We start from the raw sequence: 620 nt of genomic DNA, 5'->3' as shown, positions 1-620 counted from the left end.
GTCGGATTATTCCTCCGACTGTTCCGCTCTCGTGGTGTCACCCCGATTACGGGGAAACATTCACGGAGAGTTTGATCCTGGCTCAGGACGAACGCTGGCGGCGTGCTTAACACATGCAAGTCGAACGATGAAGCCCTTCGGGGTGGATTAGTGGCGAACGGGTGAGTAACACGTGGGCAATCTGCCCTGCACTCTGGGACAAGCCCTGGAAACGGGGTCTAATACCGGATGACACTCCGTCTCGCATGGGATGGGGTTGAAAGCTCCGGCGGTGCAGGATGAGCCCGCGGCCTATCAGCTTGTTGGTGAGGTAGTGGCTCACCAAGGCGACGACGGGTAGCCGGCCTGAGAGGGCGACCGGCCACACTGGGACTGAGACACGGCCCAGACTCCTACGGGAGGCAGCAGTGGGGAATATTGCACAATGGGCGAAAGCCTGATGCAGCGACGCCGCGTGAGGGATGACGGCCTTCGGGTTGTAAACCTCTTTCAGCAGGGAAGAAGCGAAAGTGACGGTACCTGCAGAAGAAGCGCCGGCTAACTACGTGCCAGCAGCCGCGGTAATACGTAGGGCGCAAGCGTTGTCCGGAATTATTGGGCGTAAAGAGCTCGTAGGCGGC

General features: G+C 59.5%; 1 rRNA gene. It reads left to right on the top strand.

The annotated features are described in order from the left end of the window. Positions 1–59 precede the first annotated feature (59 nt). A 16S ribosomal RNA gene (locus RBJ65_RS42005) occupies positions 60–620 on the top strand; the annotation flags it as partial.

Source organism: Streptomyces sp. KL109B, assembly GCF_030766935.1.
Lineage (GTDB): Bacteria > Actinomycetota > Actinomycetes > Streptomycetales > Streptomycetaceae > Streptomyces.
Note: the sequence above shows the minus strand (reverse complement) of the source record. Positions and strands in the feature narration are given on the sequence as shown.